Origin of the sequence: Sanguibacter suarezii NBRC 16159, assembly GCF_001552735.1 — a bacterium.
Lineage (GTDB): Bacteria > Actinomycetota > Actinomycetes > Actinomycetales > Cellulomonadaceae > Sanguibacter > Sanguibacter suarezii.
Genome location: NZ_BCRT01000021.1, coordinates 1 through 25,572, shown reverse-complemented (window position 1 = coordinate 25,572; position 25,572 = coordinate 1). Strand labels below are relative to the sequence as shown.

25 protein-coding genes are annotated in these 25,572 nt (G+C 71.7%); 15 read left to right on the top strand and 10 right to left on the bottom strand.

The window, feature by feature from the left end:
- The first annotated feature begins 12 nt into the window (after window positions 1-12).
- The 7 genes from mtrA to secA all read left to right on the top strand — a co-directional run bounded on the left by mtrA (window position 13) and on the right by secA (window position 10,549).
- Window positions 13-696, top strand: coding sequence for an MtrAB system response regulator MtrA (gene mtrA / locus SS2_RS13620; protein ID WP_066465052.1), 684 nt, complete (start codon window positions 13-15; stop codon window positions 694-696).
- Entirely contained in the window at window positions 693-2,456 is a 1,764-nt protein-coding gene (gene mtrB, locus SS2_RS13615; RefSeq protein WP_083942244.1) for an MtrAB system histidine kinase MtrB, read from the top strand. The genes mtrA and mtrB overlap by 4 nt, the downstream gene beginning before the upstream one ends.
- Complete coding sequence (locus SS2_RS13610; protein ID WP_066465050.1) at window positions 2,453-4,411, top strand: LpqB family beta-propeller domain-containing protein; 1,959 nt, start codon at window positions 2,453-2,455, stop codon at window positions 4,409-4,411. Before mtrB ends, SS2_RS13610 begins: the two co-directional genes overlap by 4 nt.
- A gap of 102 nt (window positions 4,412-4,513) precedes the next feature.
- Window positions 4,514-5,374: a ComF family protein gene (locus SS2_RS13605; RefSeq protein ID WP_245643579.1), complete on the top strand. Its 861-nt coding sequence runs from the start codon at window positions 4,514-4,516 to the stop codon at window positions 5,372-5,374.
- Between the two features lie 114 nt (window positions 5,375-5,488).
- The gene (gene hpf / locus SS2_RS13600; protein ID WP_066465048.1) at window positions 5,489-6,148 is read left to right on the top strand and encodes a ribosome hibernation-promoting factor, HPF/YfiA family; all 660 of its coding nucleotides are present in this window, start codon (window positions 5,489-5,491) and stop codon (window positions 6,146-6,148) included.
- Between the two features lie 200 nt (window positions 6,149-6,348).
- Complete coding sequence (locus SS2_RS13595; protein WP_245643578.1) at window positions 6,349-7,635, top strand: winged helix-turn-helix domain-containing protein; 1,287 nt, start codon at window positions 6,349-6,351, stop codon at window positions 7,633-7,635.
- A 118-nt stretch (window positions 7,636-7,753) separates the two neighbouring features.
- Window positions 7,754-10,549 (top strand): preprotein translocase subunit SecA, encoded by a 2,796-nt coding sequence (gene secA, locus SS2_RS13590; protein ID WP_066465045.1) that lies wholly within the window; start codon window positions 7,754-7,756, stop codon window positions 10,547-10,549.
- A gap of 189 nt (window positions 10,550-10,738) precedes the next feature.
- On the opposite strand, the gene SS2_RS17450 is transcribed toward secA, so the two are convergent.
- Together SS2_RS17450 and SS2_RS17445 are read right to left on the bottom strand one after the other, a co-directional pair.
- Window positions 10,739-11,359 (bottom strand): Rv3235 family protein, encoded by a 621-nt coding sequence (locus SS2_RS17450; protein ID WP_157607344.1) that lies wholly within the window; start codon window positions 11,357-11,359, stop codon window positions 10,739-10,741.
- 128 nt (window positions 11,360-11,487) lie between these two features.
- On the bottom strand, window positions 11,488-12,558 hold the full coding sequence (locus SS2_RS17445; RefSeq protein ID WP_066465041.1) for a LysM peptidoglycan-binding domain-containing protein: 1,071 nt from the start codon (window positions 12,556-12,558) through the stop codon (window positions 11,488-11,490).
- A gap of 166 nt (window positions 12,559-12,724) precedes the next feature.
- Between SS2_RS17445 and SS2_RS13575 the strand changes: the two genes are divergently transcribed.
- Window positions 12,725-13,384, top strand: coding sequence for a hypothetical protein (locus SS2_RS13575; protein WP_066465039.1), 660 nt, complete (start codon window positions 12,725-12,727; stop codon window positions 13,382-13,384).
- Window positions 13,385-13,412: 28 nt separating this feature from the next.
- Here the strand turns inward: SS2_RS13575 and SS2_RS13570 are convergent, their stop codons facing one another.
- Window positions 13,413-13,628 (bottom strand): helix-turn-helix domain-containing protein, encoded by a 216-nt coding sequence (locus SS2_RS13570; RefSeq protein ID WP_066465792.1) that lies wholly within the window; start codon window positions 13,626-13,628, stop codon window positions 13,413-13,415.
- Window positions 13,629-13,759: 131 nt separating this feature from the next.
- Here SS2_RS13570 and SS2_RS13565 point away from each other — a divergent pair, with 131 nt between their 5' ends.
- The 3 genes from SS2_RS13565 to SS2_RS13555 are packed head-to-tail and all read left to right on the top strand — an operon-like array spanning window position 13,760 to window position 16,537.
- The gene (locus tag SS2_RS13565; RefSeq protein ID WP_066465037.1) at window positions 13,760-14,452 is read left to right on the top strand and encodes a hypothetical protein; all 693 of its coding nucleotides are present in this window, start codon (window positions 13,760-13,762) and stop codon (window positions 14,450-14,452) included.
- Window positions 14,449-16,044 (top strand): CpaE/TadZ family protein, encoded by a 1,596-nt coding sequence (locus SS2_RS13560; protein WP_066465032.1) that lies wholly within the window; start codon window positions 14,449-14,451, stop codon window positions 16,042-16,044. Before SS2_RS13565 ends, SS2_RS13560 begins: the two co-directional genes overlap by 4 nt.
- 4 nt (window positions 16,045-16,048) lie before the next feature.
- Window positions 16,049-16,537 carry a DUF6912 family protein gene (locus SS2_RS13555; RefSeq protein WP_066465030.1) on the top strand — a complete coding sequence of 163 codons (489 nt, stop codon included), beginning with the start codon at window positions 16,049-16,051 and terminating at the stop codon, window positions 16,535-16,537.
- Window positions 16,538-16,583: 46 nt separating this feature from the next.
- Here SS2_RS13555 and hisN read toward each other — a convergent pair whose 3' ends face one another.
- The 5 genes from hisN to SS2_RS13530 form a co-directional block, all read right to left on the bottom strand.
- Complete coding sequence (gene hisN / locus SS2_RS13550) at window positions 16,584-17,387, bottom strand: histidinol-phosphatase (protein ID WP_066465028.1); 804 nt, start codon at window positions 17,385-17,387, stop codon at window positions 16,584-16,586.
- Between the two features lie 37 nt (window positions 17,388-17,424).
- Window positions 17,425-18,459, bottom strand: a complete 1,035-nt coding sequence (rsgA, locus tag SS2_RS13545; protein WP_066465790.1) for a ribosome small subunit-dependent GTPase A — start codon at window positions 18,457-18,459, stop codon at window positions 17,425-17,427.
- 7 nt (window positions 18,460-18,466) lie between these two features.
- Window positions 18,467-19,798 carry a 3-phosphoshikimate 1-carboxyvinyltransferase gene (gene aroA / locus SS2_RS13540; protein WP_066465026.1) on the bottom strand — a complete coding sequence of 444 codons (1,332 nt, stop codon included), beginning with the start codon at window positions 19,796-19,798 and terminating at the stop codon, window positions 18,467-18,469.
- 103 nt (window positions 19,799-19,901) lie between these two features.
- Entirely contained in the window at window positions 19,902-20,459 is a 558-nt protein-coding gene (locus tag SS2_RS13535) for a DoxX family membrane protein (protein ID WP_066465022.1), read from the bottom strand.
- Between the two features lie 128 nt (window positions 20,460-20,587).
- Window positions 20,588-21,133: a ferritin gene (locus SS2_RS13530; RefSeq protein ID WP_066465021.1), complete on the bottom strand. Its 546-nt coding sequence runs from the start codon at window positions 21,131-21,133 to the stop codon at window positions 20,588-20,590.
- A 188-nt stretch (window positions 21,134-21,321) separates the two neighbouring features.
- Here SS2_RS13530 and SS2_RS13525 point away from each other — a divergent pair, with 188 nt between their 5' ends.
- Window positions 21,322-22,023 carry a sigma-70 family RNA polymerase sigma factor gene (locus tag SS2_RS13525; RefSeq protein ID WP_369405217.1) on the top strand — a complete coding sequence of 234 codons (702 nt, stop codon included), beginning with the start codon at window positions 21,322-21,324 and terminating at the stop codon, window positions 22,021-22,023.
- The gene (gene rsrA / locus SS2_RS13520) at window positions 22,020-22,265 is read left to right on the top strand and encodes a mycothiol system anti-sigma-R factor (RefSeq protein WP_066465019.1); all 246 of its coding nucleotides are present in this window, start codon (window positions 22,020-22,022) and stop codon (window positions 22,263-22,265) included. Before SS2_RS13525 ends, rsrA begins: the two co-directional genes overlap by 4 nt.
- Window positions 22,266-22,388: 123 nt before the next feature.
- On the opposite strand, the gene SS2_RS18305 is transcribed toward rsrA, so the two are convergent.
- Window positions 22,389-22,463 carry a 50S ribosomal protein bL37 gene (locus tag SS2_RS18305; protein ID WP_099052597.1) on the bottom strand — a complete coding sequence of 25 codons (75 nt, stop codon included), beginning with the start codon at window positions 22,461-22,463 and terminating at the stop codon, window positions 22,389-22,391.
- Between the two features lie 210 nt (window positions 22,464-22,673).
- Here SS2_RS18305 and SS2_RS13515 point away from each other — a divergent pair, with 210 nt between their 5' ends.
- Window positions 22,674-23,762, top strand: coding sequence for a type IV pilus twitching motility protein PilT (locus SS2_RS13515; protein WP_066465017.1), 1,089 nt, complete (start codon window positions 22,674-22,676; stop codon window positions 23,760-23,762).
- 61 nt (window positions 23,763-23,823) lie between these two features.
- Window positions 23,824-24,690 (top strand): DUF4097 family beta strand repeat-containing protein, encoded by an 867-nt coding sequence (locus SS2_RS13510; RefSeq protein WP_066465015.1) that lies wholly within the window; start codon window positions 23,824-23,826, stop codon window positions 24,688-24,690.
- Window positions 24,691-24,746: 56 nt separating this feature from the next.
- Here the strand turns inward: SS2_RS13510 and SS2_RS13505 are convergent, their stop codons facing one another.
- A complete protein-coding gene (locus tag SS2_RS13505) occupies window positions 24,747-25,370 on the bottom strand; it encodes a GDSL-type esterase/lipase family protein (protein ID WP_245643576.1) in 624 nt (207 codons plus the stop codon).
- Window positions 25,371-25,572 lie beyond the last annotated feature (202 nt).

The window sequence follows — 25,572 nt, the reverse complement described above, 5'->3', positions numbered from 1 at the left end:
CAAGATGACGACATGAAGTCACGTGTGCTGGTGGTTGACGACGACACTGCGCTCGCAGAGATGATCGGACTGGTCCTCAAGTCGGAGGGCTTCGATCCGGTGTTCTGCGCAGACGGTGACTCGGCGATCGGAATCTTCCGGAGCTCAGCTCCGGACATCGTCCTGCTCGACCTCATGCTCCCGGGCAAGGACGGCACAGAGGTGTGCCGTCAGATCCGTGCGGAGTCCGGCGTACCGATCATCATGCTCACCGCCAAGAGCGACACGGTCGACATCGTGCTCGGGCTGGAGTCCGGAGCGGACGACTACATCTCCAAGCCCTTCAAGCCCAAGGAGCTCGTCGCGCGGATCCGCGCGCGCCTGCGCCGCACGGACGAACCTGCTCCCGAGCGGCTGTCCATCGGCGACCTCGAGATCGACGTCACCGGCCACCGGGTCACCCGAGACGGCGCGGCCATCTCGCTGACCCCCTTGGAGTTCGACCTTCTTGTCGCCCTGGCCCGCAAGCCCTGGCAGGTGTTCTCCCGCGAGGTACTGCTGGAGAAGGTCTGGGGCTACCGGCACGCTGCCGACACCCGGCTGGTCAACGTCCACGTCCAGCGGTTGCGGTCAAAGATCGAGCACGACCCGGAGGTCCCGGAGATCGTGCTGACGGTGCGCGGCGTCGGATACAAGGCGGGCGCAGCGCAACCATGAGACGGCGTGCGCGCCGGGTGGCCCTGGCCGTCCGGCGAGGCCTTCGCGCGGTGCGGACCTGGGCGCAGTCCTGGGTCCGCACCTGGCGGTCATCCATCCAGCTGCGGGTGACCTCCACCGCGCTGGCCATCGGCGTGGTGGCGGTCATGGTGCTCAGCGCCTACCTGTCCGGCACGATCCGCGACGGCCTCTTCGACCAGCGCATCGACCAGGTGCTCACCGAGAGCACCCGCTCCGCCGTCCAGGCCCAGGCCACGTTGTCCTCGACGACCGCCTCGACCGCACCTCAGGTCCAGCAGCTGCTCAACGACATGGTCCCGGCGCTGCAGGCGGGCGGCTCGGGCGGCCGCGAGGTGTTCCTCCTCCGCAGCGAGTCCAACACCACCCCGGTCGGCGTGCTCGACATCTCGACCGCACCGCAGCTGAGCTCCCTCATCTCCCCGAGCCTGCGCGAGGCGACGGCGGAGGGTGAAGGGCAGCAGTGGCAGTCCGTGGCTATCCCTCTCGCGCAAGGAAGCTCCACCGTCCCGGGTGTCATGGTCGGCACCACCCTCGAGGTCCCGGTGGCGGGGACCTTCGAGCTCTACTTCCTCTACTCCTTCGCACCCGAGCAGCAGACTCTGAGCTTCATGCAGCGGGTGCTGGGGATCGCCGGGGTCGTGCTCATCACCTTCCTCGCGGTGAGCACGTGGACCCTGGCCCGCCAGGTGGTCCGGCCGGTCCAGCAGGCCGCGCAGGTGGCTGAGCGGCTGGCCGACGGTCACCTCGACGAGCGCCTCGTGGTCAAGGGGCAGGACGAGATCGCGACCCTCGGCCGCTCCTTCAACGAGATGGCGACGAGCCTGCAGGACCAGATCCAGCGCCTCGACGCGCTCTCGACCGTGCAGCGCCGGTTCGTCTCTGACGTCTCCCACGAGCTGCGCACCCCGCTGACGACGGTGCGCATGGCCAGCGAGATGATCTACGAGAGCCGTGAGGACTTCGATCCCGTGGTCAAGCGCTCCGCGGAGCTCCTCTTCACCCAGCTGGACCGGTTCGAGGACCTGCTCGCCGACCTCCTGGAGATCAGCCGCTTCGACGCGGGTGCGGCCGTCCTGGACGCGGAGTCCCTGGACCTGCGCGACGTCGTCAGCTCCGCGGTAGACCAGGCGACGTCGTTGGCGGCGCACAAGGGCGTGTGGCTGTCGGTGCTGTTCGACGACGAACGCGCCACCGCGGACATCGACCGGCGCCGCGTCGAGCGGGTGGTGCGCAACCTGCTGGTCAACGCGGTCGAGTACGCCGAGAGCGGCCCGGTCGAGGTCCGCGTGGCCGCCAACGAGACGGCGGTCGCGGTGCACGTGCGCGACTACGGCATCGGGATGGACAAGGAGCAGGTGAGTCACGTCTTCGACCGGTTCTGGCGTGCGGACCCGGCGCGTGCGCGGACGTCCGGCGGCACCGGTCTGGGACTGGCCATCTCGCTCGAGGACGCCCTGCTGCACGGCGGCTGGCTCGAGGTGTGGGGCCGCCCCGGCCTGGGCGCGGCCTTCCGCCTGACCCTCCCACGGCGGGCGGGCATCGTCCTGACGGGCTCTCCCATCGACCTGGAGCCCTTGACGACAGATGATGTGAGAGACCTCGACGCCCGCGAGCCCCAGGCGGCGGGTCCGTCGAGCCTGCCGGACATCGACGGCTTCGACGCATCCGGAGCCAGTGACGCTGGCGCTGGCGCTGGCACAGACGACTCCCGCCACGACCTGAAGGAGGGAAACCGGTGAGCTCAGTGCGCCATGCCATCCCGTCTCGTGGAGCCGCCGCGCGGATCGCCCGCCGCGCGCTCGCCCGGGTGGTCGGTGTCGGTATTCTCGTCGGTGCCCTGACCGCCTGCGCGACCATCCCCAGCAGCGGCCCGGTCGAACGCCGCGACGTCACCGTCAGCGAGCTGGGGCCGATCTTCCCCCAGTCCTACGGCCCGGCTCCGGGCGCCAGCCCGGCGGAGATCGTGCAGGGCTTCCTCAGCGCGCAGCCGGTCGGTCTCAACGACGACTGGGCCACGGCCCGAGAGTTCCTCACCCCGCGCGGGGCGCAGGCGTGGGACCCGTCCGTGCGGACCATCGTCTACTCCGGGGAGGCCAACTTCACCCAGTCCGTCACCGCTGAGGAACCAGCACCGGCCACCGAGACGGAGAGCGACGCCCAGACGGAGCCAGAGACCGACTCCGACTCCGACTCCGTCACCGACATCGACACCGTTGCGGGACCCGGTCCCGGTATCGCGCCGGCCGCCGACGCCGAGCCGGGCGACGCCGTGCCCGAGCCCTCCGCGCCGCCCGTCCCCGAGCCCACGACCGACACCCCGGAGTCGGCGACCTCCGTGTCCATCCTCAGCAGGGTGTCCGTGGTCGCCACGCTGGACGCCGACGGCCGGTTCACCGAGGCCGCGCAGGGCACGGTCCAAGACCTCACCTTCACCCTGGAGAAGTCGGCGGCGGGGGAGTGGCGGATCGCCACGACCGAGGACGGCATCTTCGTCTCCGACCCCAACTTCCAGCTCGTCTACCGGGCGACGACGCTGTACTTCCCGTCCCAGGACGGGGCCTTCCTCGTCCCCGAGGTCCGGTGGTACTCCAAGATCAACACCGCCACCCACGCCGTCAACGCCGTGTTGGCCGGGCCGTCACCGTGGCTGCGTGACTCCGTCGCGGTGGTGGCCCCCGGGGGCACCCGCCTGCTGCTGGACTCGGTGACCATCGACGACAGCGGTGTGGCCAGGATCGACCTCACCAAGGAGGTGCTGGCTGCCTCCGACGCCGACCGTGCCCTGCTCCAGGCTCAGCTCAGCGCGGTGCTCATGAAGATCCCTCGGGTGCGCTCGGTCGTGATCTTCGCCAACTCCCTCCCGCTGTCCATACCGACCTCGGTCAACCCGATCCGTGACCCGTCACCCTCCCTCATCGCGCCGCTGGTGCTCGCCGGCGATCAGATCAGTCAGCTCGGCGCCGACGGTGCCACACCCGTGGCCACCTTCCGGGCCCTGACCGGCCTGGACCCGACGGCGCTCGCGACCGACGACGCCGCAGACCTCGTCGTGCTGCGCTCGGGGAGCTCCGCCATCCTCACCGCACCCACCCCGGTCTCCGACGCGGCGACGCTGGTCACCGGCACGGACCTGGTCGCACCGTCGATCGACCGCTTCGGCTGGGTGTGGACCGGTGACCGGGTGGCCGACGACGGGCTGCGCGCGGTGACCGAGACAGGGGTGCAGGTCACCATCGCCGCCGACTGGTTGAGCGGACGGACTCTGGAGTCCATCCGCGTCTCCCACGACGGCGCGCGGATCGCGGTCGTGTCCAGCCTGGCCGGGCAGAGCCGGATCGACGTCGCGGCGATCGTCCGCGACGACTCCGACGTCCCGGTGCGCCTGTCCGACGAGGCCTTGGCCATCGGCGCCTCGGTGCCTGCGGCCACGCAGGTGGTGTGGGTGGACGAGTCGACCGTCGGGGTGCTGGCCCGCGGGGTGTCCTCCGGCATCGCCACGGTCTACGAGGTGCCGCTGTCGGGTCGGTCGGCGGCGTTGTCCGGCGTGGACGACACCGTGTGGATCTCTGCTGGGAAGGGGCTGCGGTCCGTCTACGTGGCGACCTCCGACGGTGAGCTGCTCTCCCGCGCGGCGACCGGGAGCACCTGGTCCGTGGTGGTCGCCGGGATCCGGGTGCCGGCCTTCCCGGGCTGAGCACTCGGATCGGCTGGTCCACAGCCCGCTCCCGGAGCCCCGGGCCCGCCGGGGCTCCGGAGCGCTCCGGAGCCCCAGGCCGGCGTCGGGCAGGGTGGCGCGATGGGGGAGAACAGGGCGGAGGCACGCGCCACGGGCGCAGCCGGCGAGCCGCGGCGGGTGCTGGCAGCGCTGCGCAGCGCGGGCGGCGAGCTGACCCGGCTCCTCGTGCCGCTGGAGTGCGGCGGGTGCGGTGAGCCCGACGTACGCCTGTGCGAGGGGTGCGCCGCGCATCTGGCTGGCGTGCGCCGTGCCGAGGCCGGCGCGCCGCGCCTGGACCGGCTCCATGACGGAGCGCCGTGGCCCGTCCTCGCAGCAGGGGACTACACCGGTCCGGTCCGTGAGCTCGTCGTGGCGTGGAAGGACCGGGACCGGGCGGACCTCACCGCGGCCCTGGCCCCCGCCGTGCGGCGGCTGGCCGACGGGCTGACCGAGCAGCTGCTGGGCGAGGTGCCCGGCGGGCGCGAGATCTGGATCGTGCCGGTCCCCTCGACCCCTGCCGCCCGGAGGCGTCGAGGCCGTGAACCGGTCACCGAGCTGGCCCGGATCGTGACCGACCAGGTGAGCCTGTCCGCGGGCGCGCGCATGGTCCGGGCGCTCGCCCACGTCCACAGGCTGACCGCGGTCCGCGACCAGGTCGGTCTGGGGGTCCGGGCGCGCAGCGGCAACCTCGCCGGGACCCTCGACGTCCGCCGGCGCTGGCGCCCGGCCCTGGAGGGACGAGCGGGCGGCGGCCAGCCCGTCCTCTGCGTGCTGGTGGACGACGTGCTGACCACCGGGGCCACCCTTGCCGAGTGTGCCCGGGCGATCGGTCGGCGCGGCGGGTTCGTGCTGGCCGGTGTGGTCCTCGCGGCGACGCCCGCACCGGGCTCCCGGGGCCTCTCGGCGGGCGCGTCGGTGCAAGCACACCCGCAAGCGCGATAGCCTGTAGCAAGATCTCATCAGCGTTGGGAGGTGGTTCGTAGCGGTGCCCAGAAATGGCGCCGACCTGATCATCGTCCGGGCGTGAACAACGCCCCCGCTCCCTTGGAGGCTCTTATGGAGATTGTTGTCGTCGGTAGGCACACTGAAGTGGCCGATCGTTTTCGCCGACACGTTGAGGACAAGCTCGGCAAGATCGAGCAGCTCGCACCGACCACGCAGCGCGTGGACGTCGAGGTCACTCACGAGAACAACCCCCGCCAGTCCGGCAACCGCGAACGGGTCGAGCTGACCGTGCGGGGCAAGGGCCCTGTGGTCCGCGCCGAGGCTGCTGCGGACGATCGCTTCGGAGCCCTCGACCTAGCGCTCGACAAGCTCTCCGAGCGCCTGCGGCGCGCCAACGACCGCCGCAAGAACCGGTTCCGCCAGCCGACGCCGATGGACACCGTCGACGTCCGGCCCTTCGTCCCTGAGCCCGAGCCCGCGCCGGCCCAGCCCACCACGCCGACCGAGCCGGGTGAGACGGTCGAGATCCAGCTGGGCGACTCGCCAGTCGTCATCAGGCAGAAGCTGCACTCCGCGTCCGCGATGACCATCGACGACGCGCTCTACGAGATGGAGCTGGTCGGTCACGACTTCTTCCTCTTCATCGACGCCGAGACCGCCCGCCCGTCCGTGGTCTACCGCCGCCGGGGGTGGACGTACGGGGTGATCGCCCTCGACACGTCATGCAGCCTCGAGCACGTCGAGGCAGCAGTGGCCGCGGCTCAGTCGTGACGACCCCTCGGTGACCTCGCGCTGACCTGACGATCCAGCAGTGCGCGAGACCTCGCGAGACGACGGCGTGGAACCTCCGGGTTCCACGCCGTCGCTGCGCGCGGGGATGTCACCGGCCCGAGGCAGAATGTCGCCATGACCTCTTCCGGACTGCGCCGCGACGGCACGCGCTGATGCCCGCGCGTCCCCCCGAACGCACCATGACGCTGTCCCAGGCGCGGCGCACGGCGCTCGCCGCCTCGGGTCTGCACCGCCCGCGCCAGCCCGGGCCGGTGACGATGGCGGGTCTCAACCGCGTCGTCGGGCGGTTGGGCCTGCTGCAGATCGACTCGGTCAACGTGCTCGCGCGGGCGCACCTCATGCCGCTGTTCTCCCGGCTGGGACCGTACGACCCGGCGCTGCTGACCCGCGCGACGCAGCAGCAGCCTCGCCGGCTCGTGGAGTACTGGGCGCACGAGGCGTCCTTCGTCCCGCCCCAGACCTATCGCCTGCTGGAGTGGCGTCAGCGCCGTTACCGCACCGAGGCGTGGGGGCAGATCAGCGCCGCGGAGATGAACCACTCCGCCGAGATCGCCGAGATCCGAGCGATCCTGCACGACCGCGGGCCCTTGACCGCCGCCCAGGTCGAAGCGCTCCTGGTGGAGAGCCACCCGCGCGACACGAGCGCCTGGGGGTGGAATTGGAGCACGGCCAAGCGGGCGCTGGAGTTCTTGTTCTTCACCGGCGAGGTCACCGCCGCCGGACGCACCACCACCTTCGAACGGGTCTACGACCTCACCGAGCGGGTCCTGCCACCCGCGGTGCTCGCCGCCCCACCCGTCGCCGACGCCGACGCCGTGCGTGCCCTCGTCGAGATCGGCGCCCGAGCGCACGGGGTGGGCACCGCACGCTGCTTCGCCGACTACTTCCGCCTCAAGGGGCCCGCGCCGCGCGCAGCGCTGGCCGAGCTCGTCGAGGAGGGCACGGTGGTCCCGGTCACTGTCCGCGGCTGGGACCGAGAGACCTACGTCCACCGCGACGCCGTCACCCCGCGCATGGCGACCGCGCGCACCCTGCTCAGCCCCTTCGACCCGCTGATCTTCGAGCGGCGACGCCTGGCCGAGCTCTTCGCCACCCACTACCGGATCGAGATCTACGTCCCGGCCAAGGACCGGGTGCACGGCTACTACGTCCTGCCCTTCCTCGAGGGGGAGGAGATCACCGCCCGGGTGGACCTCAAGGCCGACCGGGCGGCCGGGGTGCTGCGGGTGCAGGCCGCATACCGTGACGCAGCCGCCACGACGAGCACCGCCCGGCTGCTCGCCGACGAGCTCGTCGTGCTGGCCGGATGGCTGGGACTGGGTGAGATCGTGGTGGCCGGCCGTGGCGACCTCGCCGTCGACCTCGCCACCGCCGTGGCCGCCGCGCGCGCCGCAGGTGGGCCACAGGCAGCCGCTGCGGTGCTCGAGGGTGGCCGAGGAGGTCCGCACCCCGCGCCAGGGCTGTGACGCGCAGAGATGGAGCGATGTGACGGGGAGCACCGCTCCTCGCATACGATGGGCAGTTGTATGTGGTCCGTGCTGTTCGGTACGGGCGAGAGAGCGAAACTCGAACCGGGAGTACTGCGTGGCTGCGATCCTCGAGAAGGTCCTACGCTTCGGCGAGGGTCGGATTCTCAAGAAGTTGTCCGGAATGGCCAAGCAGGTCAACGCGCTCGAAGACAGCTTCGAGGCGCTCTCCGACGAGGAGCTCCGCGAGGAGACCGACCGGTTCAAGGAGCGCCTGGCCGACGGTGCCACGCTCGACGAGCTGCTGCCGGAGGCCTTCGCCACGGTCCGTGAGGCTGCTCGCCGCACCCTCGGTCAGCGTCACTTCGACGTCCAGCTCATGGGCGGGGCGGCGCTGCACCTGGGGAACATCGCCGAGATGAAGACCGGTGAGGGCAAGACCCTCGTCGCGACCCTGCCTGCGTACCTCAACGCCCTGACCGGCGAGGGCGTCCACATCGTCACGGTCAACGACTACCTCGCCCAGTACCAGAGCGAGCTCATGGGACGCGTCTTCCGCTTCCTGGGAATGAGCACCGGATGCATCGTGTCCGGGCAGACTCCGGCCGAGCGCCGTGAGCAGTACGCCAAGGACATCACCTACGGCACGAACAACGAGTTCGGCTTCGACTACCTGCGCGACAACATGGCGTGGTCCATCGACGACCTCGTCCAGCGCGGGCACAACTTCGCGATCGTCGACGAGGTCGACTCGATCCTCATCGACGAGGCGCGCACCCCGCTCATCATCTCCGGCCCCTCCTCCGGCGACGCCGACAAGTGGTACGGCGAGTTCGCCCGGGTGGCCCGCCGCCTCACGGCCGGCGAGGACTACGAGGTGGACGAGAAGAAGCGCACCATCGGTGTGCTCGAGCCCGGGATCGCCAAGGTCGAGGACTACCTCGGCATCGACAACCTCTACGAGTCCCTCAACACCCCGCTCATCGGGTTCCTCAACAACGCCATCAAGGCCAAGGAGCTCTTCAAGCGCGACAAGGACTACGTCGTCATCAAGGGCGAGGTGCTCATCGTCGACGAGCACACCGGTCGTATCCTGGCTGGCCGCCGCTACAACGAGGGCATGCACCAGGCGATCGAGGCCAAGGAGGGTGTGGCGATCAAGGCCGAGAACCAGACGCTCGCCACGATCACCCTGCAGAACTACTTCCGCCTGTACAACAAGCTCGGTGGCATGACCGGTACGGCTGAGACCGAGGCTGCCGAGTTCCACGGCACCTACAAGCTCGGCGTCGTCCCGATCCCCACCAACCGCGTCATGCAGCGCATCGACCAGCCTGACCTCGTCTACAAGAACGAGGACGGCAAGTTCAACGCCGTCGTCGAGGACATCGTCGAGCGTCACGCGGCCGGTCAGCCGGTCCTCGTGGGGACCACGAGCGTGGAGAAGTCCGAGCTGCTCGCGTCCAAGCTGAAGAAGCAGGGCGTCCCGCACGAGGTCCTCAACGCCAAGCAGCACGCCCGTGAGGCGAGCATCGTCGCCCAGGCCGGGCGCAAGGGTGCGGTCACCGTGGCCACGAACATGGCCGGTCGTGGAACCGACATCATGCTCGGCGGCAACGCCGAGTTCCTCGCCATCGCCGACCTCGCCGCACGCGGCCTGGACGCCTCCGAGACCCCCGACGAGTACGAAGCCGCCTGGCCGGCGGCCATCGACGCGGCGAAGAAGGCCGTCAAGGACGAGCACGACGAGGTGGCCGGTCTCGGTGGTCTCTACGTGCTGGGCACCGAGCGGCACGAGTCGCGCCGCATCGACAACCAGCTGCGTGGTCGTTCCGGACGTCAGGGTGACCCGGGGGAGTCCCGCTTCTACCTGTCCATGCAGGACGACCTCATGCGCCTGTTCGGCAACGGTCTCGCCGAGTCGATGATGCAGCGCGTCGGTTTCCCCGACGACATGCCGCTGGAGTCCAAGATCGTCACGCGCGGCATCGCCTCGGCCCAGGGCCAGGTGGAGAGCCGCAACTTCGAGATCCGCAAGAACGTCCTCAAGTACGACGACGTGCTCTCCCGCCAGCGCACCGTCATCTACAGCGAGCGTCGCCGGGTGCTCGACGGTGAGGACATGCAGGAGCAGATCCAGCACTTCCTCACCGATGTGCTCACCGCCTACGTCGAGGGAGCCACGGCTGCGGGCAACCCCGACGGCTGGGACCTGGACGCGCTGTGGACCGCCCTCAAGGCCGTCTACCCCGTCTCGATCACGGTCGAGGAGGTCATCGAGCAGGCAGGGTCCGTCGACGCGCTGACTCACGACCTCATCCTCACCGAGGTGCTCTCCGACGCCCGGCACGCCTACGACGCCCGTGAGGCCCAGCTCGGCGAGGCCAACATGCGTCAGCTCGAGCGCCGCGTGGTGCTCTCGGTCCTGGACCGCAAGTGGCGCGAGCACCTCTACGAGATGGACTACCTCAAGGAGGGCATCGGCCTGCGTGCCATGGCCCAGCGCGACCCGCTCGTGGAGTACCAGCGTGAGGGCTTCCTGCTGTTCCAGGCGATGACCGAGGCGATCAAGGAAGAGTCCGTGGGCTTCCTGTTCAACCTCGAGGTCAAGGTCGAGCCGGCTGCTCCCGCCGTCACCGCAGCGGGTGCTGCGGCTGCCGCGGGGACGGCCGCCGCTCAGGCGCTGGGCGCTGGTGCGGGCGAGCCGGTCCTCGTCGCGAAGGGCCTGGAAGGCCCCGAGCGCAAGGTCCCGCTCAGCTACACCGCCCCGAGCGAGGACGGCGACGACGCTGCAGTGGTCACCGACGGAGCCGGCCGCGTCAAGGCCGTCCGCTCGATCGACGAGGAGGTCGGGGCGGAGCCCGTCAACCGTGAGGCCCGCCGCAAGGCAGCCAAGCAGAAGAAGCAGATCTGACCAGCTGTTCGACCAACTGTTCGGCCAGCTGATCAGCCCGGCTGGCCGGTTCCCGGTCCGGCCATGACACACAGATGAGGGCGCCTCCCGCAGGGGAGGCGCCCTCATCTGCGTACCTGCCCGGCCGCCGGCGAAGCGACGTCGAGAGGCGCCGCCGGTGGACCACGCCAGGGGACGGCATGGGTGACGTCATCCGATCTCCAGGACCACGACCCACCACCGTCCGCGGTGCTCCTCGACCCGCAGGGCCGCTGCGCGGACCCGGTCGGCGTCGTCGACCACGACGCTCGCCTCTGCGGCGTCGGGTGCGAGGCGGATGATCCGAGCGGCACGCACCCGGGCGCGTGACTGGGAGACCGGCGGGGCGCCGGGGCGGGTCCGTGCCTGCTCCCGGACCTGATAGCGGGCGTGCAGGGCGTCGAACACCTCGGGGGAGACCGAGCGCACCAGCTGGGACAGCGGTCGCACACCGCGCAGCGACTCCATCGCGGCTCGGGCCACCGCGCAGCACAGGCCCGTCGGGTCGTCGAGCGCGGGTGCCGAGGAGGACGAGGGGCGCAGCGGCAGCTCGGCCGAGCGGTCGGGCCGGTGGCTGAACTCCTGGAGCCCACCCCGGCGCCGCTGGGTGCCGTCCGGCTGGTGCGTCGGGGGAAGGAAGTCGGTGCGGTGCAGCGCCCGCAGGGGATGAGCGAGCGGTTCCGCCCGGGGCGGGGCAGTCCGGGTGCTCCCGGCGGCTGCTGCGGGGGTGCGCGGTGCACCCGGGGTGCGGGACGGGGTGTGCTGTGCGGTGCGTAGCGTCGATGCGGTCATGACGAGCTCCTTGGCGGGCAGACGGTCGGACGGTGCAGACGGTCGGGCGGTGCGGACGGTCGGGCGGTGCGGACGGGCAGCGAGGCAGCGGGCTGGGGTCGGTCGGATGAGGATCGGGGGCAGGTGCGTCACGGGAGAGGCGGAGCCTGCAAGAGCTGTCCGGGGTGCAGCCGGTCCGGGTCGTCCCCGACCACCGCCCGGTTGATCTCGTACCAGGCGTGCCAGGACGCGGTGATCTCGGCGTCGGTGGACCCAGGGGGCAGCGTGCCGGCGGCGAGGTCCCACAGGGTGTCCCCCGGGGCGACCACGATGACGCCCGCAGCGAGATCCGGCCGAGCGGTGTCGCCAGGCTGGGCTGCGTCCTGCTGGGCCGCGCGCTCGTGGATCCCGCGCTCCTGGACGGCGCGCTGGTACCCCGTCGTTGACGGTCCGGCCCCCGGCTGAGCTGAGGTTGATGGGGCGGCTGGAACCTGAGGTGCGTGGGGCTGAGGTACGTGGGGCTGAGCGGCCGGAGGTGCCGGTACGTGCGCTGCTCCGGCGGGCTGCTCGGTGACCGGTGGCGCCCCCGTCGGGGCGGCCTCCGGCGGCGGGACCGGGGCAGGGGAGGCGGTGTCCGAGGGCGTCGCCGGCGGGACTGCTGGCGTCGGCGCCTCGGCGAGCGGCACGAGGGCGCCCAGGCTTGTCGGGTCCGCTGGTGCGCCGCGCTGCTCCTGGGCCGGGATGGTCGTCCCCGGGGCGGAGTGCTCCTGGGTGGTCGTCCATCCCACGTCTGGCGGCTCCTGGGCGGCCTGGGCGGGGAGGGCGGAGAAGGTGAGCCCGGCGCCGATGCCGGCGACCGCCAGGCGACGCAGGGTGCGGGGTGCGACGGACTGGACGCACCGCATGAGGGCGGCGCTGTGCAGGCCGGCCCGGTCCGCCATCAGCGTGGCCGTGACCAGCAGCAGGCTCAGCGTCCACCAGGCCGCGACGAGCGCACCCGTCGCGAGCAGCGGTGCCGCGACCAGGACGTCGATGGTGAGTGTGCCTGGAGTTGGCCACTGGCGGCCGGCAGCCAGAGCCTCGGGCCAGACGGCCACCAGCCGGGCGGCGAGCACGGTGGTCGTGACGGCGAGCGCGACCGTGCCCAGAGCTGCGGTGGCGAGCGGCCCGGAGCGTCGGGCGCGGGATCGGCCGCCGGCGAGGGATACCGGGGATGCCATGGGATCTCCCTTGATCATGCTTGATGGCGTTTGATGCATCTTGATGTCACTCGATATAACTCGACCGAGTGGTCCCCTGTCCACCGGAAGGCGCCCCTGTGGACGACGACGCGAGCGAGGGCGAGGCCGGCGGGCGGGACCCGCGGCGCTGCGGCACAGTGGTCGCATGCGATGGGAGATGCTGTTCGCGGACCTCGAGTCCCAGGTCGACGCCGTGCAGTCGCTCGATCGCGACGCTGCCGCCGCCGACCTCACCCGTGCCGAGGCGGCCACGATCGTCCTCACCGACCGGCTGCGCGGACTGCGGGGCAGCGCGGTGCGCGCCGCGTTGACCACGGGCCGCGACATCGAGGGTGAGGTGCGCGAGGTCTTCCCGGAGTGGGTGCTGCTCGCGGTCGACGGCCGCGAGGTCATCGTGCCGCTGCGCGCCGTGGAGTCCTGGTCCGGCCTCGGGGTAGGAGCGACGCCGCCCAGCGTCCGTGAGGCGGTCGCCTGGCTCCGTGCGCCGCAGGGCCAGGGATCAGGCGCCGGGGCGTCCCAGGGCCCTCGACAGGGCGCGACGGCGCAGGGGGTAGGCGGGCAGCGGCCCACCGGGGCGGTGCTCGGCCTGGGGCAGGCCTTGCGCCGGTTGTCCCGGGACCGTGCGGTCGTCGTCGTGCACACCGCGTCGCGGGAGCATCACGGGCGGATCGAGCGGGTGGGGCGTGACCACTTCGACCTGCAGCCGGTCCTGGCTCAGGAGTGGGGCGAGCGGCGTCGGGGGAGCGACCACCGGGTGGTCATCGGTGTGGACGGCGTCGTGATGATCGGCTCGACCGTGCAGTGACGTCCCGTGGCCTGCCGTGGGCGCCGGCTCAGTCCTCGAAGCCGTTGGCATCGACCTTCGCGCGGGTCTGGGCGTACAGGCGCTGGATGTATGCCTCGAGCTCCGTCGTCTCCACGCGCCACTGACCCCGTCCACCCACCTGGATCGCCGGCAGGTCGCCCGAGCGGACGAGGGCGTAGGCCTGCGCGGCGGAGATGTTCAACGCCTCGGTCACGTCGGCGAGAGTGAGAAAGCGGGTCGGCATGGCACCAGTCTGGCACGCACCGCAGCCTGAGAATGCGTCGTCCACACCGCTTCGTCCACAGGCGCCGCGCGGATTTCATCACAGCCAGGCAGGATGTGAGGCAAACGGGTGGAATAAGGACGGAGATCGCGATGCTCGAGACGTACCACCGTGAGTCCACGACGGCCCCAGACCTCCCGGCGCCCGCCGCCGTGCGCCTGCGGCGACCGACGTGGCGGGACCCGCGGCTCGCCCTCGGCATCCTGCTCGTGGCAGGGTCAGTGGCGCTGGGTACCTGGGCCGTGGCCGACGCCGGGCGTACGGTCGCCGTCTACGCCGTCGCCACCACCCTGACGCCGGGGGACGCCGTCGGGCCGCAGGACCTCGTCGCGGTGGATGTGCGCCTGGGGGACGACCTGGACCTCTACTATCCCGTCTCTGCCTCGCCGCCCGAAGGGCTCGTCGTCCTGCGCACGGTGGGCGAGCGAGAGCTGCTCGCGCGGTCGGCGGTGGGGTCCGCGACCGAGCTGGACTACCGGTCGGTCGCGATCCCCGTCACCGACGCGCTCTCCTCGAAGGTCACCGCGGGCTCGCTCGTGGACCTCTGGCTCGTCTCCCCTCAGCCTGCCGGCGCCGCGACCGCTGGCACCGCCGCTCCGGCGCCCGTGCTGCTCGCGGACGGGCTCGTCGTCGCCGAGCTCGGTGAACGGGGAAGCAGCCTGCTCGCCGGGGGTGCGCCCACCGTCCATGTGCTCACGCCCACCAGCGCACTGCCGCAGGTCCTCGCCGCTCTTGCCGGCGACGGCGAGGTGGCGATCGTGCCGGTGCCCGGGCCAGAGCTGTGACTCCCGTCCACGGCACCGACGAGACCGAGGCGCGCGGACCGGTGACTGTGCTGTGCGCGGTGGTCGGCCCGGTCGAGGCGGTCTCGGTCGCTGCGCTCGCCACCGTCCCGGACGCCGTCGACCTCACTCGCCGGTGCGCGGACATCGCGGAGCTGCTGGCGGCCTCCGCCGCGGGCCTGGGACGGGTGGCGGTCGTCTCCTGCGACCTGCCAGGGCTCGACCGACCTGTCGTGGCTGCGCTGCACGCTGACGGCACCCGTGTCCTCGCCCTGTGCCCGGACGTGCCGTGGCAGCGCGAGAGGGTGCAGGCGCTGGGAGTCGACGCGGTCTGTGAGGACGCAGACGTGCCGGCGAAGCTCGTCGACCTCGTCCGGTCGGCCGCGGTCTCCGGTGCCGGCGCGCTCGCGGCCGTCGGGCACCCCGATGGGGCCGCGCCCGGAACCGCGGACCCGCGCGCGGCGTGGGAGTGGGAGACGGGCGCCGGTGACGGGTGGGGAGCGGGCACCGGCACCAGAGACGGCGCTGCGGGCCTGGGGATCGTCGTCGCGGTATGGGGCCCCACCGGCGCGCCGGGGCGGTCGACCATCGCGCTGAACCTCGCAGCCGAGCTGGTCGCCGACCCCGCACGCGGCCGACGCGACCGACGCGACCGACGCGACCGGCGAGAGCGTCGTCGCCGGCAGGGCCGGACCCCGAGCGGGTGGGCGAACGGACCGGCCGCGGACCCCTGGACCGACCTCGCGCAGGCGCCTGGTGTGCCGGGGCAGCCGTCCAGCTCTCCTGCGCCGGCCGCAGACACCGCCCTCCTCGTGGACGCCGACACCTATTCCGGTGCGCTCGCCCAGATGACGGGGCTGCTGGACGAGTCCTCGGGCATCGCTGCGGCCTGCCGCGCGGCAGGGAACGGGACCTTGACCCTGCATCAGCTGGCGACGATCACCCCAGCCCTCACGCCGCGCCTGCGCATCCTCACCGGGATCGCACGGGCGAGCCGGTGGCCCGAGCTGTCCGCCGCGGGGCTGGAGACGGTGTGGCAGGAGTGCCGCCGGCTCGCGCGGTGGACCGTCATCGACTGCGGCTTCGCGGTCGAGAGCGACGAGATGCTCACCTACGACACCCGGGCACCCCAGCGCAACGCCGCGACCCTCAGCGCCCTCGCGGCGGCCGACGTGGTCGTGGTGGTCGGAGGCGCCGACGCGGTGAGCATGCAGCGTCTGGTGCGCGCCCTCGACGACCTGCGCGGGACGGGCGTGGCGACGAACGAGCCGGTCGTCGTGGTCAACCGGGTCCGCGCCTCCGCCGTAGGACGCCAGGCCGGTACGGTCCTGCGAGAGACGCTGCTGCGCTACGCCAACGTCACCGACGTCCAGCTCGTGCCCGAGGACCAGGCCTCCTGCGACGCCGCGCTGCTGGCCGGGCGTGCGCTGGGGGAGGTGGCGCCGGCCTCTGCGGCGCGCCGGGCGATCAGCGAGCTGGCGGAGGCAGTGCGCGAGCGGGCGCCCGCGGGACACCCCGCAGCGCACGGCCGGGGCGCAGAGCCCGCCGCCGGGTCACCGGTTGCCTCCGCGTGGTCGCCGACGGTGGCACACTAAGGCCATGCGCCTCTACGTCCCCTCGACGCTCGCCGAGCTTGATGCCCTGACCTCCACGACCATCACGCTCGCACCTCGCCGCGCGCACGCCGCGACGCCGGCACTGGTGGCCGAGCTCGCCGACGAGGGGATCGACGACCTCGAAGAGGTCGAGTACGTCGCGCAGCTCGCTGCTGCGGACGACTCCCTCGTGGCGATCGCCTCCGGGCCGGCCGTCCCGTGGCTGCGGGTGGTCATGTCGGTGGACGTCCCCGACGCGGTCGTCCGCCCGCTCCTCGCGGGTGACGGCGACGACGACGACGTCGCACCCAGCGCTGTGGAGACCACGGAGCCGGTCAGCGGCGTGAAGATCGTCTGCGTCCATGTCGACGAGCCCGACGCCGCAGCCGACATCGAAGCCGTCATGGGCGGCGACGACGACGCCATCGAGCGCCTCGCCGACCGCGACCTGCTCTGGTACGACGCGACCGAGCTGACCGCGATCCCGCGCTGACCTGCTGATCAGCCCTGACCTGCTGATCAGGCGCTGACCCGCGGGGTCAGTGCCTCGGCTTGTCCGCCAGCGACGCCAGGATGTGGTCGTGCAGCAGCCCGTTGCTGGCGAGGGCGTTGCCGCCGTACGGTCCGTCCACGCCGTCCAGCGAGGTGAACCGCCCGCCGGCCTCGGTGACGATCGGCACGAGCGCGGCCATGTCGTACAGCTCGAGCTCAGGTTCCATCCCCGCGTCCACGGCGCCCTCGGCCACGAGCATGTAGGACCAGAAGTCGCCGTAGGCGCGGGTGCGCCAGGCCTGGCGGGTGAGGTCGACGAACTGGTCGAGCTTGCCGCGCTCGTCCCAGCCGCTCAGGCTCGAGTAGGACAAGGACGCGTCAGCGATGTCCGTGACGCCGGAGACGCGCAGGCGCGACGCGGCGGCGAGGGACTTCCCGGTCCACGCGCCGGTGCCCTTGGCTGCCCACCACCGTCGGCCGAGCGCCGGCGCGCTGACCACACCGACGACGATGTCGTCACCCTCGGCGAGGGCGATGAGCGTGGCCCACACCGGCACGCCGCGGACGAAGTTCTTGGTCCCGTCGATGGGGTCGATGATCCAGCGCCGTGAGCTGTGCCCCGTGGCCCCGAACTCCTCGCCCAGGATCGCGTCGCGCCCACGAGCCCGGCTGAGCTGCCCGCGGATGATCTCCTCGGCGGACCGGTCAGCGTCGGAGACGGGGGTGTGGTCCGGCTTGGACTCGACGTGCAGGTCGAGGGCCTTGAACCGGGACATGGTCAGGGAGTCGACCTGGTCGGCGATGACGAGGGCCAGGCGGAGGTCGTCGTCGTAGTGGGGGCGCGCAATCATGGTCCTCACCGTAGCGCTGCGCGGTGGTGACCAGCGACTAGGCGCGCGCTGTGAGGAGCCTGCGGAAGGAGTCCAGCCGTGCGGCACGGGCCTCGCGGACCGTCTCGTCCGGAGCAGCAGCCACCCACTCGTCGAGGGCGCAGTCGGGGGAGCCCTCCAGGTGCGTGCACCCGCGCGGGCACTCCTCGGCCACCTCGGCGAGGTCGTCGAAGGCGGTGAGCAGGTTCTCCACCTGGACGTGCGCCAGACCGAAGGACCGCACACCGGGGGTGTCGATGACCCAGCCGCGCTCACCGTCGTACTCGGGCAGCCGCAGCGCGACCGCCGAGGTCGAGGTCTGCCGGCCGCGTCCGGTGACGTCGTTGACGACGCCGACGGTGCGCCGGGCACCCGGCACGAGGGCGTTGACCAGGGTGGACTTGCCAACACCGGAGTGACCCACGAACACCGAGGTGCGGCCGGCCAGGGCTGCCCGCACCTCGTCGAGGGGCGTGATGGCGCCGTCGGCGTCGCGGTAGGTGGTCACCACGGACACGCCGATCGGCTCGTACAGGGCGCGCAGCGCGTCGGGGGAGGCCAGGTCGCCCTTGGTGAGGCAGAGCAGCACGTCCATCCCCGCGTCGTAGGCGGCGACGACGCAACGGTCGATCATCCGCGTACGCGGCTCGGGCTCGGCCAGCGCGGTGACGATGACGAGCTGGTCGGCGTTGGCGACGATGATCCGCTCGTAGGGGTCGGTGTCGTCCGCGGTGCGGCGGAGCACGGTCGTGCGGTCGGTGATCCGCACGATCCGGGCGAGGGTGCCGTCCTCCCCGGAGGTGTCGCCGACGACGTCGACCCGGTCGCCGCAGACCACCCGGTTGCGGGAGAGCTCGCGGGCCTTCATCGCGATGATGGAGTGCTCGTCAGGCAGGTTCTCGTCGATGAGCAGGGTGTACCGGCCGCGGTCGACTCCGGTGACCAGGCCGGTCACGGCGTCCTCGTGCTCGGGGCGGGTCTTGGTCCGCGGTCGGCTCCCGCGCTTGCTGGGGCGGGAGTGGAAGTCCGACTCGTCGGTGGGGCGGCGCGACATCATCAGGTCAGATCGCCGGTCCCGTGCTCGCGGACGGATCGCTGCCCAGCATCGAGCCCCACAGCCCGGTGAAGCCGGGCAGGGTCTTGGCGGTCGTCTCGACGTTCTCGACCTCGACCCCGGGCACGCGCAGCCCGATGATGGCGCCGGCGGTGGCCATCCGGTGGTCGTGGTAGGTGTGGAAGACGCCGCCGTGCAGCGGGCGCGGGGTGATGACCAGGCCGTCGCTGGTCTGCTCGACCTGACCGCCCAGCCGGGTGATCTCGGTCGCCAGCGCTGCCAGCCGGTCCGTCTCGTGTCCGCGCAGGTGCGCGATCCCGCGCAGGCGGCTGGGAGAGTCGGCCAGTGCGGCCAGGGCAGCGACGGTGGGTGCCAGCTCGCCCCCGGCGTGCAGGTCGATGTCGATCCCGTGGACGGCGCCGGTCCCGGTGACCGAGAGCACGTCGCCGTCGAGGCTCGTGGTGGCGCCCATCGCCGTGAAGATCTCCGGGACCATCGCGCCGGGCTGGGTGGTCTGGGCGGGCCAGCCGGGGACCCGCACGGTGCCGCCGGCCACCAGGGCGGCGGCGAGGAACGGGCTGGCGTTGGACAGGTCGGGTTCCACGCGGACGTCACGGCCGGCGATCGGCCCGGGACGCACCTGCCAGATCGTCGGGCGGGAGTCGTCCACCTCGACGCCGGCCTCGCGCAGCACCGCCACCGTCATGTCGATGTGCGGCAGGCTCGGCAGGGTGGCCCCGGTGTGGCGCAGGGTGAGGCCCTGGTCGAAGCGCGCGGCGGCGAGCAGCAGCCCGGAGACGAACTGGCTCGAGGCGGAGGCATCGACGTCGACCGAGCCCCCGCGGACAGCGCCGGCCCCGGTGATGGTGAAGGGCAGCAGCCCGCGCCCGCCGTCGTCCACGCGCACACCCAGGCCGCGCAGGCCGTCGAGGATGGGGCCCATGGGGCGCACCCGCGCGCCCGCGTCGCCGTCGAGGGTGATCTGCCCGGTGGACAGGGCCGCCACGGCAGGGATGAAGCGCATGACGGTCCCGGCCAGGCCGCAGTCGATGGTGACGTCACCGGCGTGGGTGCCGGGGGTGACGAGCCACTCGCTCGGGCTCGCGCCCTGGGTGATGGTGGCGCCGAGGGCACGCAGCGCCTCGACCATGAGGTCGGTGTCCCGGCTGCGCAGCGCCCCGCGCAGCACCCCCGGTGCGTCGGCCAGGGCGGCCAGCACCAGGTAGCGGTTGGTCAGGGACTTCGACCCGGGTACCTCCACCGTCGCGGAGAGCTGCCCGGGCGCCGGTGCGAGGGTCGGCGCGGTCCACAGGTCAAGGCCAGGAGATGTGGTCGTCATCCCCCAAGGTTATGGCACCTGGGAGCGGTCAGGGGTGTGGTCTCGCAGTCCCACGGTCGCTCGCGCGACCGGTGGGTGCTGCGAGGATGCTCACCGGCCGGGCTCAGGCCTCCTTGGAGAGCTTCTTGGCCGTCTGCTTCGCCGTCTTCTTGGCGGTCTTCTTGGCGACCTTGGCTGCGGTCTTGATCTCCGCGGTGTGCGTGGCGGTCTTCACCGCGGCACGCTCCGCGCGAGCGTGCTCGAGGCGCCAGCCCATGCCCGGGCGTCCCTCGTAGTCGACGCCGGCGAGCAGCGCCGCCCCGATCGCGCCGAGCCGGCGCACGAAGGGTTCGGTGCGGTCACCGCGGCTGCGCGGGCCTGAGGTGAAGGGCTGCTCGGCGACCGCGAGCGGCAGGGAGAGCGCGGCGAGCGTCAGGGCGGCCACGCGCGGGGTGCGTCCCACGGCGAGGGAGATCCCGGCTGCGACGGTGAGCCCGCCGTGCACCTGGATGATCGTGCGCAGCTGACGGTCGGTGAGCGGAGCGCGCCCCAGCGCGTTCGTCGCCTGGTCGACCGTGCCCCGTGCGGTCACGACGTGCACGCCGGGATGGCGGGCTGCGTCGAGCCCGTCGCGGATGAACCATGTGGCGAGGAGCGGACGGGCAATCTTGCGGAGCAGCATCGGTGGTCTCCCTACAGGCGTGTGTCCAGGTCACTGTATCGCCGACGGTCGCGGTGCGCTGCTCCCGCGGCGAGAGGTCCGACGCCGGGGACCCGGCGTGCGAGCGCAGGTCCCCGGCGTCGGGCAGGTCAGAGTGCGCCGCCGGCGGCGGACGGCGCGTCAGAGGACTTGCCGGAGTCGCCGACCTGCTCGCGGGCGACGTAGTTCTCGATGTCGAAGAGGTTGTCCCCGGCGCGGCGGGCGATGGTCAGCAGCGTGTTGGCCGAGGCGACCTCCTCGACCTGCTCCTTGAGGAACCACAGCAGGAACTGCTCGCCGAGGGCGTCACCCTCGGCGCGCGCGGCACGGAAGATCGCCTCGATCTGGTCGGTGACCTGCTTCTCCTGGTCGAGGGCGAGCTGCAACGGCTCCACGACCGTGGAGAACTCGTTGCGCACCGGGCCGCCGGAGGGGATGGTCACCCGGATGTCCCGGTCGAGCATGTACTGGACGAGCATCATCGCGTGGTTGCGCTCTTCGACGGCCTGGGCGTAGAAGTGCGCGGCGAGCTGGGGCAGGTCCTCGCTGTCGAACCACACGGCGATCGCGATGTACTGCTGGTGCGCGTCGAGCTCGTGGCCGACCTGTGCGCGCAGGAGGGAGAGGAACTGGGAGTCGCTGGCTGTCGTCGTCATGAGGTCCACCGTAGCGCCCGACGTCGGCCTCTGGCCTGGTGAGACGTGTCGCCGGGGTGGTGGCGCACCCGGGCGCGGCGCCGGGCGCCGCCGCGGGCACCTCGCCGTGAGGCGGCGGGAATGAGCAGCTGGGTGGCCGTGTTGAAGGCAGAGTGACGACATGTGTACTCGAAGACAGCGGCCCCCGGGTGGGCACGCGTGCAGGCAGGGGGGCAATGGTGGCACTAGGCTCGGTCGTGATGACTGAGGACACCAACCGCGCGCCCGAGACCGAGGGCGACCTCGCGAGGACCCAGCGGTTCGAGAAGGATGCTCTGGTGCATCTCGACCAGCTCTACTCGGCCGCGCTGCGCATGACGCGCAACCCGAGCGACGCCGAGGATCTGGTCCAGGAGACGTTCGCGAAGGCCTTCGCGGCCTTCCACCAGTACCGGCCAGACACGAACCTCAAGGCGTGGCTGTACCGCATCCTGACGAACACCTTCATCAACACCTACCGCAAGAAGCAGCGCGAACCGCTGCAGTCGGCCGCTGAGGACGTCGAGGACTGGCAGATCGCGCGTGCCGCGTCGCACACCTCGACCGGTCTGCGCTCGGCCGAGGCCGAGGCGCTGGACCGCCTCCCCGACTCCGACGTCAAGCGAGCGCTGCAGGAGATCCCCGAGGACCGGCGGATCGCGGTGTACCTGGCCGATGTCGAGGGCTTCCCGTACAAGGAGATCGCGGAGATCATGGGCACCCCGATCGGGACGGTCATGTCCCGGCTGCATCGGGGGCGTGCGCAGCTGCGCGAGCTGCTCAACGACTACGCGATCGACCGAGGATTTACCGGCTCGGGTCAGAAGGGCCCCGCCACGACAGGACACGACGGTAAGGAGGATGTGCGGTGAGCACCAACGACAACTGCGACGACGTCATCGCTCATCTTTTCGAGTACCTCGACTCGGAGATGACCGACAGCGACGCTGAACGGATGCGGGCCCATGTCGCGGACTGCAGCCCGTGCCTGGCCGAGCTGAGCATCGACGAGCTCGTCAAGCGGCTCCTGCGCCGCTCGTGCACGGAGCAGGCTCCGGAGCACCTGCGGCTCAAGATCCACCTGCAGATCAGCAAGCTCGCTTCACAGGGCTGACCGGGCCCCGGACCGGGACGACCCAGCGTCGGGTCGCTGTCCTGGTCGGAGCGAGAGATACAGAGCAAGACGAAGGGCCCCGTCGCTGTGCGACGGGGCCCTTCTGCATGCTCACAACGCGAATCAGGCGTTGGGACGCTTGCCGTGGTTCGCTGCGTTGCCCTTGCGGCTACGACGCTTGCGTCCGCGCTTGCTCATAGTGATCTCCTTGAATCGAAGGACTGGAAGCCGCGCGTGTGGCCGCACGTGCCTGGCTACTATGGTCCCACAAAACCGGGGGTGCCCCGCACCTGCGCCTGCGCCAGCGCCAGATCGTGGCTCGGGCGGGGGCTGGGCGGGGGTCGCAGGAGACGCCGACGAGGTGTGCGGGTCCCTCAAGTGGGGCCGCCTGAGTGCCGATGATGGGGCGTGAGCTCACAGCGCCAGTCCATCATCCCGCTCCTCCACGCCCTTGCGAGCACCGGTGCCTCCGACCTGCACTGCAAGGTCGGATCCTCCCCACGGGTGCGGGTCGACGGCCGGCTGCGACGTCTGCAGACGCCTGAGCTGACGCCCGAGGACACCATCAGCATGCTCTCCGAGGTGCTCCCGGACTCCTTCCTCACCGACTTCGAGCGCACCCACGAGGCGGACTTCGCCTACCAGCTCGACGGCGTCGGGCGGTTCCGCGTCAACGCCTACCAGGCGCGCGGGCACGTCGGGATGGTCTTCCGTCGCGTGACCGAGGGTGTGCTGTCCATCTCTGAGCTGGGCCTGCCCGAGGTGGTGGGCGAGCTGGCGCTCGAGCCGCGCGGCCTCGTCCTGGTCACCGGCCCCACCGGTGCGGGCAAGACGACGACGCTGGCCTCCATGGTCGACCTCATCAACACCCTGCGCGAGGTGAACATCATCTCGATCGAGGACCCGATCGAGGTGCTGCACACCGACAAGAAGGCGATCATCTCCCAGCGTGAGGTGCGCCACGACACCGCCGACTTCAACTCCGCGCTGCGCGCTGCCATGCGTCAGGACCCCGACGTCATCCTCGTGGGCGAGATGCGCGACGCCGAGACCGTTCGCGCCGCGCTGCAGGCCGCCGAGACCGGCCACCTGGTCATGTCCACCCTGCACACCATCGACGCGCAGGAGACGGTCAACCGCATCGTCGACTTCTTCCCCCCGCACGAGCAGGTGCAGGCCCGCACGGCCCTGTCCCAGGCGCTGCGCGGGATCGTCTCCCAGCGCCTGGTGCGCCGCGCGGACGGCACGGGCCGCCGCGTGGTCTCCGAGGTCTTGGTCAACACCGGGCGCACAGCCGAGGCGATCGTCAGCCCGGCCGACAACCCGCCGCTCTTCGACCTCATCAAGGACGGGGAGTACTACAAGATGCAGACCTTCGACCAGCACCTCTTCGACCTGGTCCGGGACGGCGTCATCACCTACGAGGAGGCCTGCGGGGCCTCCACGAACCCGCAGGACCTCACGGTCGAGCTGCGTGGGGCGGGACTGCTCGCCTGACCCGTTGTCCTGGTCGGGGCTCCGGTCTACGGTGGGTGGACACCGCGACGAAGGAGCACGCATGAGGAACGAGTCCTGGGTCATCGCCGAGCCACGAACGGTACGCACCACGCTGGTCGCCAACGCGAGCGACGTCGGCGCGGACGTCACCGCGACCGGTGGGCCGATCACCTCGGTGGTCGTGGCGACCACCGCCGGCTCGGTGCGGGTGGAGGCGCACGACCGCCTCGACGTCGAGCTCGATGTGGTCTCCCTCTCCGAGCGGCCGCTGGCCGCGACGCTGACCGACGACACCTTCAAGGTCTCCTACGACTTCACCGGCATCGACGGCATCGCCCGGCGGGTGCAGGGGCTGCGGGACCAGGACGCGGCGGAGATCATCGTGCGGGTGCCACGTGCCGCCTCGGTGCGGGTCACGACCGTGCGCGCGGACGTGACCGTCCAGGACCTCACCGCACCGGTCTCGGTGACGACGGTCGACGGCAGCGTCGAGACCATCGCGGTGACCGGGGCGGTCACCGTCTCCACCGCCGCGGGCCGGGTGTCGGTGACCGACCAGAGCGGACCGGTCGCGGTACGGACCGCCACGGGCTCGGTGCGCCTGACGGGTCGGCTCAGCCGGGTGGACGTGAGCACGATCTCCGGCGAGGTGAGCATCGAGACGGCCCCCGGGGCCAGCGCGATCAGCACGAAGTCCATCTCCTCCCGGGTCGCCCTGCGGGTGCCTGCCGAGAGCGGGGTCGACCTGCGGGTGCGGTCGGTCACCGGCACCATCAGCCTCGACGGCGCCGACCTGCGCAACCGGGGCGGGCAGGACGGCAGTCAGGGCGGCCGGACGGCGCTCGTCGAGCGCGCTGAGCCCGGCGCGACGGTGTTCCTCACCGCGAACACGGTCTCCGGCGACGTCGTCGTCTCCCGCACGGAGTAGCCCAGAAGCCCCCGTGCCTGCCCCAGGACGAGCCGGTGCAGGCACGGGGGCTGGGGTCAGCTGCCGGAGGCCTCGTCGTCGGGCAGGCCGAGCCAGCGGTACCAGCCGGTGTGCAGCACGAGCCACGCCATGAGGCCGTACCCGGCCTGCCCGGGGTACACGGTGCCGTTGGCGGCCAGGTCGCCGAGCCACTGCTCGTGGTTGACCAGCGGGGTGAAGGTGTCGACATAGGGCACCCGGCGCCGGTTGGCGACGTCGGCGAAGGCCGCAGAGAGCTCAGCGAGACGGTCGCGGTCCGCGGCCAGGCCGGGCGGCGGACCGACGACGAAGGCGGAGATCCGCCGGTCGTCGGCGACGTCGAGGATGTTGGCGAGGTTGAGCCGGCTGCGCGCCAGGGTCAGGCCCGCGGCGAGGTCGGAGCGTCCCAGGGCGATGACGATCCGCTGATCGATGCGCGGGTCGTGGGAGGCCCGTCGGTTGAACTCGTCCTCCCAGCGCGCGCTCAGCGCCGTGGTCGTCTCACCGGGCACGGCGAGCGGGAAGACCATGGTCAGGGAGGGGGCGTGGGTGCGTGCGGTGACCCGTCCCAGCCACCCCAGCCCCTTGGGGTCACCCACCCCGGCGGCGAGCTCGTCTCCGACGACGCAGATGCGCAGCTGGTCCGGGGGTGGCGTGGTCACGGAGGACTCCCAATGAGGTCGGTCGGATGGCGCGTGAGTGGGCGTCTGCCGGGCCGCTCTCCCGGTGGTGACGGGCCGAGGAGCAGCGCCGTGCGGGTCGGGAGCGCACTGCCTGGCCGAGCGCGTCGTGCCCATTGTCCTGGAGGAATGCGACGACGGGGTGCGCCAACACGCCGAAGCGTGCGGTGCACCCCGCCGTCGT

Excerpts from the sequence above, each read along its gene's own strand:
- mtrA (WP_066465052.1), top strand. The coding sequence starts at position 13 with ATGAAGTCACGTGTGCTGGTGGTTGACGACGACACTGCGCTCGCAGAG.
- mtrB (WP_083942244.1), top strand. The coding sequence starts at position 693 with ATGAGACGGCGTGCGCGCCGGGTGGCCCTGGCCGTCCGGCGAGGCCTT.
- SS2_RS13605 (WP_245643579.1), top strand. The coding sequence starts at position 4,514 with ATGGGGGAGAACAGGGCGGAGGCACGCGCCACGGGCGCAGCCGGCGAG.
- hpf (WP_066465048.1), top strand. The coding sequence starts at position 5,489 with ATGGAGATTGTTGTCGTCGGTAGGCACACTGAAGTGGCCGATCGTTTT.
- SS2_RS13595 (WP_245643578.1), top strand. The coding sequence starts at position 6,349 with ATGACGCTGTCCCAGGCGCGGCGCACGGCGCTCGCCGCCTCGGGTCTG.
- SS2_RS17450 (WP_157607344.1), bottom strand. The coding sequence starts at position 11,359 with ATGACCGCATCGACGCTACGCACCGCACAGCACACCCCGTCCCGCACC.
- SS2_RS17445 (WP_066465041.1), bottom strand. The coding sequence starts at position 12,558 with ATGGCATCCCCGGTATCCCTCGCCGGCGGCCGATCCCGCGCCCGACGC.
- SS2_RS13575 (WP_066465039.1), top strand. The coding sequence starts at position 12,725 with ATGCGATGGGAGATGCTGTTCGCGGACCTCGAGTCCCAGGTCGACGCC.
- SS2_RS13570 (WP_066465792.1), bottom strand. The coding sequence starts at position 13,628 with ATGCCGACCCGCTTTCTCACTCTCGCCGACGTGACCGAGGCGTTGAAC.
- SS2_RS13565 (WP_066465037.1), top strand. The coding sequence starts at position 13,760 with ATGCTCGAGACGTACCACCGTGAGTCCACGACGGCCCCAGACCTCCCG.
- SS2_RS13555 (WP_066465030.1), top strand. The coding sequence starts at position 16,049 with ATGCGCCTCTACGTCCCCTCGACGCTCGCCGAGCTTGATGCCCTGACC.
- hisN (WP_066465028.1), bottom strand. The coding sequence starts at position 17,387 with ATGATTGCGCGCCCCCACTACGACGACGACCTCCGCCTGGCCCTCGTC.
- rsgA (WP_066465790.1), bottom strand. The coding sequence starts at position 18,459 with ATGTCGCGCCGCCCCACCGACGAGTCGGACTTCCACTCCCGCCCCAGC.
- aroA (WP_066465026.1), bottom strand. The coding sequence starts at position 19,798 with ATGACGACCACATCTCCTGGCCTTGACCTGTGGACCGCGCCGACCCTC.
- SS2_RS13535 (WP_066465022.1), bottom strand. The coding sequence starts at position 20,459 with ATGCTGCTCCGCAAGATTGCCCGTCCGCTCCTCGCCACATGGTTCATC.
- SS2_RS13530 (WP_066465021.1), bottom strand. The coding sequence starts at position 21,133 with ATGACGACGACAGCCAGCGACTCCCAGTTCCTCTCCCTCCTGCGCGCA.
- SS2_RS13510 (WP_066465015.1), top strand. The coding sequence starts at position 23,824 with ATGAGGAACGAGTCCTGGGTCATCGCCGAGCCACGAACGGTACGCACC.